We start from the raw sequence: 9,755 nt of genomic DNA on the forward strand, positions 1-9,755 counted from the left end.
TCATAATGAATGATAGCCAGTGGATTGTGTGCATTGGAAATTACTTTCCTCCGCTGGCTGTCATCTGTTCATTTGAGTTGTTATAAAACTTTAACCTGAATCTTGTGCAGAGAGTCGATGTCCGATGTTCCTCCATATAGAAGTTCGTAATTTCCTTCTATCAGATTCATCGCATTGGTTTGAGTATCGAACCATAAGAAATTGTCATCTGAAAGCGTCAAGACAACTTCTTTGGTTTCACCTTTCGGAATATATACACGTTGAAATGCGCGTAGGGTATGCGAAGGAGCATCGGTGTCTCCCGGACGGCGCAGGTATATTTGTACCACTTCTTCTCCGTCTTTATTCCCATTGTTGGTGACAGGGACAGTCAGTGTCAAAGTATTGCCTTTGCTGAATGTCGGACTGCTTATCCGTGCTTTCCCATAAACGAACTGAGTATAGCTAAGTCCATGTCCGAAACAAAACAACGGAGCTTCGGTCATATAACGGTAGGTACGTCCTTTCATCGAATAATCTTCGAAGTCGGGCAGTTGCTCTGTACGGGTATAGAACGTTATCGGTAATTTGCCCGAAGGGTTATATTCGCCTAGCAGGACATCGGCGATGGCTGTTCCTCCGGCTTGTCCTGGATACCAAGCCTGAAGGATACCGTCACAGATTTCACTTTCAGGAGCAAGCCCCATTGCAGAGCCTGAAAAATTGATGAAAACAATAGGTTTGCCAAGCTTTTTCAATTCCCGGATCATTTGTCTTTGGATGGCAGGCAGTTCGATGGTGGTACGGTCTCCACCTTTGAAACCTTCTACATTGACCGGCATTTCTTCTCCTTCCAAAGTGGGAGAGATACCACCGGCAAAGACAATTACATCGGCATTTTTCACTTTTTCTACTGATGCCTGCAGGTTTACAGGGATATTTCGGCCCATATCGAAATCCAGCTGAGCCGCACGGTCTTTGCTGTTGAAGATGAAATCAATTCGGATATCGTATGATTTTCCTGCTTCAGCTTTTAGGGTATAAAGATTGGCATTATTTTGAAGATATTTGCCTGAGGCTACTTCTTTGCCGTTGACCGACAAGCGTATGATGCCTTGTGTCTGGAAATGAAAACCTATATTTTCTGTCTTGTCTGCTGTGAATACGGATTCATAGCGTGCCGAAAAATCGGTAATGTTTACTCCCGGTGCAAATACAGTTGCACCTAAAGTCGTAAAATGGAACGGAGTAGTGGTTTGTACTATTGCCGCAGGAGTTCCTTCCTGTCGGATGTTGTTCCAATAAGTAGATTTGAATCCTTGTTTTCCTTGTAGGGAGCATTGGCTGAATACGCTTTCCAGTGTAACAGAAGTTGTACGGTCGCAGCCAGTATCGTAAATCAGTTGTTCAGCGGGAAGACGTTTCTTCATTGCTTCATATAAGGTCTCTGTATGGGAAGGGTAACCGTTGTAATTGCCCCAGTGCATGACTGAATCTGCTGCATTGGGACCGATAAGGGCAATTTTCAAGTCTTTTTTTAAAGGTAAGACATTATTCCGGTTTTGGAGCAATACAAGGCTTTCACGTGCCATTTGTAAGGCCAATGCTTTGTGCTTTTCACTGTCGACAACCGAATAAGGAATACTGTCCCAACATACATTCTGGTCCATTTCTCCCAATTCGAAACGGGCTTTCAGCAAGCGTTTTACAGAAGTATTTATCTGTTCTTCACTGATGAGTCCGGAACGGACGGCATCAGGTAAAGAGGCATAATTGTTCCCACATTCCAGGTCTGTGCCACTTAATACGGCTCCAGCACTGGCATGTGCTTTATCGGGATGTGTTTCATGGTCGCCTTTGCGCCAAAAGTCGCTGATGGCTCCACAGTCGGATACAATGATTCCCTGGTATCCCCATTCATTCCGTAGAATTTGGGTTAGCAGACGGTTGTTTCCGCAGCAGGGTTCGTCTTCCAACCGGTTATAGGCACACATCACCTCTTTGACATGGGCTTTTTGTACCAAATCTTTGAAAGCGGGCAGATAGGTTTCCCATAAGTCGCGCGGGGATATGTTTTCTGCATTGAATTCATGCCGGTTCCATTCTGGTCCGGAATGTACGGCAAAGTGTTTGGCACAGGCGTGCAGCTTGTTATATTTTGCGTTCTCAGGACCCTGTAAGCCTCTCACTACAGCCATTCCCATTTGTGAAGTAAGATAAGGGTCTTCTCCATAAGTTTCTTGTCCGCGTCCCCAGCGTGGGTCTCTGAATATGTTGACGTTTGGAGTCCAAAAAGTCAATCCTTGGTAACGTTTCAGCTCTCCCTGTTCTCGTGCTTTTACATATTTGGCCCGCGCTTCATCCGATATGGCAGTAAAGACTTGGTATAACAGATTGTCGTCAAATGAAGCTGCCATGCCGATGGCTTGAGGAAAAACGGTGGCTGTGCCTGCCCGTCCCACTCCATGTAAAGCTTCATTCCACCAGTCATAAGCCTTAATGCCCAAGCGCGGAATGGCAGGTGAGGCATTTTGCATCAAAGCGACTTTCTCTTCCAGTGTCAGCCGGGTGACAAGATCGGTTGCCCGTTGTTCGGCTGTTAATGTCTGGTCCTGATAAGGATACTTTTGCCCCATTATGGGAAGTGCGGCGATAAATGTTGCCATGCACACCCATTGTTTCATTTTGTTTTTCATGTTTTCAAATAGCATTAAATATTACACTAACCCTTTGTTGTTGTTAATGAAAAATGAAGAATAAAGGAATGTGTCGTACAGCCTCATTCTTTGGTTCTTATTTTTCATTGAGTAGTTTCTCTTTCAAGAATTGTCCCGTATATGAAGCCCCGCATGCCGCCACTTCTTCTGGTGTACCGCATACTACAATGTTTCCTCCCTGTTCTCCTCCTTCCGGTCCCAGGTCGATGATATAGTCGGCACATTTGATTACATCCATGTTGTGTTCGATGATAACCACGGTGTGTCCTCGTTCTATCAGTGCGTCAAAAGCTTCCAGTAATTTCTTGATGTCGTGAAAATGCAGTCCGGTAGTAGGCTCGTCAAATACGAAAATGGTGGGTTGCGATTTTTCTATGCTTAAGAAATAAGCAAGTTTTACACGCTGGTTCTCTCCTCCGGATAATGTGGAGGAAGATTGTCCCAATTTGATGTATCCGAGTCCTACATCCTGAAGAGGAAGCAGTTTCTTGACAATCTTTTTTTGTCCGTGTGTATCAAAGAATTCAATGGCTTGGTTGACTGTCATTTCCAGCACCTCATAGATATTCTTTCCTTCATAATATACTTCCAGTATTTCTTTTTTGAATCTTTTTCCGTGACATGATTCGCATTCCAATACCAAATCAGCCATAAACTGCATTTCGACGGTGACGGTACCTTCACCTTTACATTCCTCGCAGCGTCCGCCGTCGGTATTGAAGGAGAAGTAACCGGCTGTATATCCCATTTGCTTGGCAAGAGGTTGGTCGGCAAATAGTTTTCGTATTTCATCGTATGCCTTCACATAGGTGACAGGATTGCTGCGCGATGATTTACCTATAGGGTTCTGGTCTACAAATTCTATGTCGTTGACCATTGATGTGTCACCCCCCAATGATACGAATTCGCCAGGGCGTTCGCTTATTTCACTGTATTCCCGTTTCAAGGCTTTATAGAAAATGTCGCGCACTAGCGTACTTTTACCAGAACCGCTGACCCCTGTTACTACCGTCATGACATTGAGCGGAAAACGGACATCAATCCCTTTCAGGTTATTTTCACGTGCTCCTTTTATTTCGATGTAATTGTTCCAGGCGCGATGTTGCAAGGGGCGTTCGATGGTTTCTTCACCCAACAGATACCTTACGGTATAACTTTTGCTTCCACGTTTCAGGTCTTTCAGGTCACCTGAATAAACGATTTCGCCTCCCAGCCGTCCGGCTTTCGGACCTATGTCGATGATATAGTCGGCTGCACGGATGATTTCTTCATCGTGTTCTACGACCACTACGGTGTTGCCTAATTGTTGGAGTTGGCGTAACACTTTAATCAGCTTTGCTGTGTCACGGCTGTGTAGTCCGATACTTGGTTCGTCTAGGATATAGAGCGAGCCTACCAGACTGCTTCCTAGCGAAGTGGCAAGGTTGATACGCTGGCTTTCTCCTCCCGAAAGCGAGTTGCTCAGGCGGTTTAAAGTGAGATAGCCTAGTCCTACGTCTTCCAGAAATGTCAGGCGGCTGTTGATTTCGCTCAACAGTCTTTTGGCTATCTGTGTATCGTGGTCGTTTAGCTTCAGGTTCCGGAAGAATTCTTTCAGCTTGCTGACAGGCATTTCCACTAGATCGGCAATGTTATATCCCCCTACCTTTACGTAAAGGGCTTCTTTCTTCAGTCGGCTTCCGTGGCATTCGGGGCAAGTGGTCTTTCCCCGATAGCGGGCAAGCATTACGCGGTATTGGATTTTGTATTGATTCTCTTCCAGCATGCTGAAGAAAGAGTCAATGCATACTTTGTCCCGCGGACCATGCCACAGATAGTCTTTCTGTGCTTGAGTCAGTTCATAGTAGGGAGCAAATATGGGAAAATCGTGTTCTGGGGCTTCCCGTAAGAATGCTTGCAACCATTCACTCATTTTTTCCCCTCGCCAGCACATCACAGCTCCATCATATACGCTCAATGAGCGGTTGGGAATGACCAGGCGTTCATCAATTCCAATGATTTTACCGAACCCTTCGCATGTAGGACAGGCCCCTAGTGGAGAGTTGAAAGAAAACATCTGGTCACTTGGTTCCTCAAACTTGATGCCGTCTGCTTCGAATTTGGTACTGAAGCGGTACAGGCTGGTCGAACCGTCGGGTTGATAGAAACGGAGCAAGCATGCACCGTCGCCTTCGTACATAGCCGTTTCGGCAGAGTCGGTCAGGCGGCTGATGGCATCTTTGCTGTTGTCACAGCTCATACGGTCTACCAGCAGGTAAACCGTATCTTTGGGATTATACTGGTATTCTTCGATACGTATGGTCTTTCCGTTCACTTCCAGACGGGTGAATCCTTCTTTCATATCCGTCTCTATTTGCTCTGCCATATTGCGCCCTTCTCGGGGAAGAATGGGGGTAAGTACTGTATAGCGTGTACCCTGAGGATACGAGAGCATACAGTTCACGATATCTTCTGGACTATCCTTTTTCACCAGTTGTCCGCTTATGGGCGAATAGGTTTTTCCGATGCGGGCAAAAAGCAGGCGTAAGTATTCATAAATCTCAGTAGAGGTCCCTACTGTAGAGCGCGGGTTGCGGCTGATGACTTTCTGTTCGATGGCAATGGCGGGAGGAATACCTTTGATGAAATCACATTCCGGTTTGCTCATCCGCCCTAAGAATTGGCGGGCGTATGCAGAAAGGCTTTCCACGTAACGGCGTTGTCCTTCGGCATATAACGTGTCGAAGGCAAGTGAGGACTTGCCCGACCCTGACAAACCGGTAATGACTACCAGCTTGTTGCGCGGAATGTTAACGTCGATGTTTTTCAGGTTATTCACCCTGGCGCCTTTGATGGATATGTAGTTGGTTTCAGACATGCTAATGATTTCGTAAGTTTATCTGGACAAAATTAGGTAAAATCTATGAAATAATTGCAAGAAACGTACAGATTTGAGTAAGAAACTATTTTTGAATCAAGATAGTGGTACGTTTATTCTGTTTTATTTAAGAAGTAACTTTAAAGTTAAAGCAAATGACATCAATTAAAATCAAACTTATGGTTTCTGGGAAAGGTATGGAAGGCAGTCTGGTGTATCAAGTGATTCATAATCGTATCGTCCGTCAGATAGATAGTGGTTATAAGGTGTGGATTTCCGAGTGGGATGAACTGGCGGAAATGGTGGTGTTGGAAAAGGCAGATTCAGCCAGAAGAAGGTTGTTGTTGGCTGTTGCCCGTCGTATAAAGACAGACCGGGAGCAGTTGTTTCAGATTGTGGCCAGTCTTGACCGGCAAGGCATTTATACTACTGATGATGTGCTGGTTCGGTTTCGTGCTTGGGAATACGCCGGTTCTTTTGAAAGATTTATGGAAGAGGTCATCGTGCATCTGAAAGAGTTGGGTAAGGTACGCACTTCGGAAACATATACGATGGCATACCGTAATTTTATGTGTTTCAGGAAAGGAGTCGATATCCGGCTGGATGAAATCGATTCGGATTTGATGGAGTTGTATGAAAGCCATTTAAAAGGCAGGGGATTATCGTTGAATACCGTTTCTTTCTATATGCGTATTTTGCGTGCCACTTATAACCGGGCTGTAGCGAAAGGGCTGGCCAGGCAGTGTTATCCTTTCCGGTATGTTTATACGGGAGTGGAAAAGACTTTGAAGCGTGCATTGCCTTTGAAGTTTATAAAATGTATCAAACAATTGGATTTGTCACTTCATCCGTCTTTGGATTTTGCCCGCGATATGTTTTTGTTTAGCTTTTATACGCGTGGCATGTCTTTTGTCGATATTGCTTATCTGAAAAAGAACGATTTGCAGAATGGTGTCTTGACATATCGGCGGCGGAAAACCGGGCAACTGCTTTTCATCAAATGGGAAAGGTGTATGCAGGAAATTGTAGACAAGTATACTTTGCCATATTCAGATTATCTTTTGCCGATTATCAAGGAAAAGGCGGACGAGCGAAAACAGTATCAAAATGCGCTTCATGCGGTGAATCATAACCTGAAAAAGGTTTCTTTGCAGGCGTGTCTTCCCATCAGGCTTACCATGTATGTGGCGCGCCATTCTTGGGCAAGTGTTGCCAAAAGCAAGCATATTCCTATAGCTGTAATCAGTGAAGGGATGGGACACAGTTCTGAAAACACAACGCAAATCTATTTGGCTTCGCTGGACAATGCAGTTATTGACCATGCAAACCGGTTGATATTAAAAGATTTGTGAATGGGTATCTGATTGAATGGATGTTCGTTCTCTTAACAAGAGACGGATTGTGCCTGCAAATGTAAACAAAAGATATGAAATAACGAATTTTTGGTGATTTAATTTTATATGTAGAATAAAAAAAGCAAATAGAAATCCGCCCGATAAAAAATACACCTTTTTATATTATATACCTTATTTATATATTATAATGGTATGAATGTCCGTCTCTTGTTAAGAGACAGATAAAATTAGAGATATTATTATGTGTAAAGTTTTGTTTGGGTTCATCGGAAGTAAGGAATCATCCTCTTTCGAGTTTGAAGGAGGATGCCAATCAGAACATATTTAGATAGAGGTATCGATGTCACTGTATAGTTCAGATACTCTTTCTAATGCCAGGGGCAAGTAGAGAACGGATTGAAGACCGACCTGTCAATCCGGAAGGGAGAATTTATGCCTTCAGCAAACGGTACAATCGTTACATGGTGCTATCTTTTTGTTCATCATACCAAGGTGGAACGGGTGAACGAAAAGTTGAAAGAAAGGTTTAACACGTTTATACACAAGAGCATTGTGTATAAGCAAGTCAAGAATCGTGTAAAAAAGGAAGAACGTCCTACCATTTCAGGCTTGCTTTTTGTACAAGGCGACAATTGTGACATCCAACGTATGTTGCACGAAATCGATCCGGCTCTTTATCTGATGAACGATTGTTCTACTCATCGGACGGCAGTCATTCCCGACCGTGTCATGCAGGCTTTCATTCAGGTATCTCAAATGGATGAGAACCGTATCCGTTTTATGCCTCATGCTTTAAGTTATTATTCTACGGGGCATCCGTTGGTCCGGGTTACATCGGGAGTTCTGAGCGGTTTCGAAGGATATATAGTCCGCATGTCGCGCGACAAGTGCCTGGTTACTTCTGTAGGCGATATTACCGTAGCTATCGGTGGCATCCATAAAGAGACATTCGAGAATATAGAGACTTATCTGCGGTTGCGCAGGGAAGAGCAGAAGCTGGGTGGTTTTTCTGCAGACGATGAGGTTTTAAGTTGGCAGAAAGAATTGGAATCCTGTTTCTTTCATCCGGAAAATCAGTTGGACGTAGTGGCGATAGCTGGAAGATTGCACCAGTGGATTGCTGAAACCCATAATTGGATGCAGGAAAAGCGTTATGCTGATATTGCTGAGATGGCTTGTCTTTTGTTGGAGAAAACAGGTGCCTGTCTGTTGTCCATCGATGCTGGTTTGCATGTGGGCGGTTCAAAAGATTTGTTGTCAGTGTGTCGTGATGCCGAGCAGATGTTGTCAGTATTGGCTGCTGATGCCGGTGTTTCTGCAGAGTTGAAACAATACATTTTTTCCCAAAAACAGTCGTTGGCTGTCCGATATCCTTTCTTGTCACTTCAGGTTTAAGTGTTTATGTTGATATGGATTGTTTTTATAGCTATACAGCTCGGTCTGGTTATCGGGATTGGGATCTATTTTTTTATTCGACGCTATCAGTCATATTCACGTTTAGAGCAGGAGTTTATTGATTCTCAGAAAGAAGAAATGCCTGAAGATGCTCCTTGGGCAGCGAAGGTAGAAAGTGATGACCAGAGAGATAGAGAATTGTTCGAACGTCTCCATCATACGATTGTGGAACGTCAATTGTTTCTCGACCCTAATTTTTCCAGAGATACTTTTATGGAGTTAGGTTTGCTGAACCGGAATAAGGCAGCAAGACTCTTGAAGCTGTATGCCGGAACCAATTTGAGCGGATATATTAATGCCTTGCGCCTGGAATATGCCGAGAAACTGATTCAGGAGCATCCCGAGCTTCAGATTAAGGTGGTTGCATTAGAGTCCGGATTTAGCAATGTACGTACTTTCTACCGGCTTTTTTGGGAGAAAAACGGCGTGACTCCTTCCGAATACAAAGAAAAACTATGAGATTACAGATTGCCGGTTTTATCGTAGAAGTGAATTGCGATGAAAGACTGGTAGGGCAGATGCCCAATTACCTTCCTTTTATTGCTTCCGAAACCGAACAGGGTGATGTGTTATGCCGCATAGATGTCGGGTGTACATTGCCTGACGAAACAACTGTACCCGACATTGTCCAGTATATAGACGGTAAGGAATTGAGTATTTGGTTACGTTCCGGATATTGCGGTGTCTCACTGAAGTTCCATAACGGAGCGTTTCTTTATCGTCTGCGTGCCGACCGTAACTGGACGTACATACAAACCGACTGGGTGCCTGGAAATCCGGATTCTCTTTGGGTGTTGAACGATTTTATCATGATTGCTTTTATATACAGTGCAGCTTTCCATCATACAGTGTTGGTTCATGCTTCCAGTGTGGTGGTTTCAGGCGAAGGATGTGCCTTTGTCGGTCCCTCAGGAGTCGGCAAAAGCACCCATTCCCGTTTGTGGCTGCAATATATTCCAGGAGCTTGGTTGCTGAACGACGACCAGCCTGTACTTCGGTATATGCCCGATGGCAGGGTTTGTATTTATGGTTCCCCGTGGAGTGGGAAAACCCCTTGTTACGAGAATGCGAAAGCTCGGTTGCGCAGGCTGTATTTCATGAAGCAGGCTTCTTCCAACCGTTTGCTTCCTCTTGATGGGGTTCAGGTTTTTCAGAAGCTGATGGTTGCCACGTCGTTGATAGGGCGGGATACATTCAGTTTTTCTGCTATCAGTGAAACATTGGCAAAGATTGCCGGAGTTGTCTGTGGATATATGTTGGAAAACCGTCCCGAGCGGGAGGCTGCTTTACTCAGTTACGAGGTCTTTGTAGAAGACTAAGAAGCTGTTTTGAATTTCTCCAAAAAGTTTTTCTTGACTTGATGTATCCGTTTCCGTGTGTGCTTTGGGCGAT

Annotated in this window: 6 protein-coding genes; 4 read left to right on the plus strand and 2 right to left on the minus strand. The window is 44.5% G+C overall.

Translation table 11 applies throughout. The features are described from left to right. Nucleotides 1-80: 80 nt before the first annotated feature. Together xyl3A and uvrA are read right to left on the minus strand one after the other, a co-directional pair. The gene (gene xyl3A, locus H9625_RS07520) at nucleotides 81-2,645 is read right to left on the minus strand and encodes a xylan 1,4-beta-xylosidase (protein ID WP_225226345.1); all 2,565 of its coding nucleotides are present in this window, start codon (nucleotides 2,643-2,645) and stop codon (nucleotides 81-83) included. A 127-nt stretch (nucleotides 2,646-2,772) separates the two neighbouring features. Then, complete coding sequence (gene uvrA / locus H9625_RS07525; protein WP_022039358.1) at nucleotides 2,773-5,553, minus strand: excinuclease ABC subunit UvrA; 2,781 nt, start codon at nucleotides 5,551-5,553, stop codon at nucleotides 2,773-2,775. Nucleotides 5,554-5,708: 155 nt separating this feature from the next. On the opposite strand from uvrA, the gene H9625_RS07530 reads away from it, so the two are divergent. The 4 genes from H9625_RS07530 to H9625_RS07545 all read left to right on the plus strand — a co-directional run bounded on the left by H9625_RS07530 (nucleotide 5,709) and on the right by H9625_RS07545 (nucleotide 9,682). After that, nucleotides 5,709-6,905 (plus strand): tyrosine-type recombinase/integrase, encoded by a 1,197-nt coding sequence (locus tag H9625_RS07530; RefSeq protein WP_191763721.1) that lies wholly within the window; start codon nucleotides 5,709-5,711, stop codon nucleotides 6,903-6,905. A 399-nt stretch (nucleotides 6,906-7,304) separates the two neighbouring features. Then, a complete protein-coding gene (locus H9625_RS07535; RefSeq protein WP_191763723.1) occupies nucleotides 7,305-8,303 on the plus strand; it encodes a transcriptional regulator in 999 nt (332 codons plus the stop codon). A gap of 138 nt (nucleotides 8,304-8,441) precedes the next feature. Further along, a complete protein-coding gene (locus H9625_RS07540) occupies nucleotides 8,442-8,822 on the plus strand; it encodes a helix-turn-helix domain-containing protein (RefSeq protein WP_191763725.1) in 381 nt (126 codons plus the stop codon). Next, a complete protein-coding gene (locus H9625_RS07545) occupies nucleotides 8,819-9,682 on the plus strand; it encodes a P-loop NTPase family protein (protein ID WP_191763727.1) in 864 nt (287 codons plus the stop codon). Before H9625_RS07540 ends, H9625_RS07545 begins: the two co-directional genes overlap by 4 nt. Nucleotides 9,683-9,755 lie beyond the last annotated feature (73 nt).

Source organism: Phocaeicola intestinalis, from assembly GCF_014837065.1.
GTDB lineage: Bacteria > Bacteroidota > Bacteroidia > Bacteroidales > Bacteroidaceae > Phocaeicola > Phocaeicola intestinalis.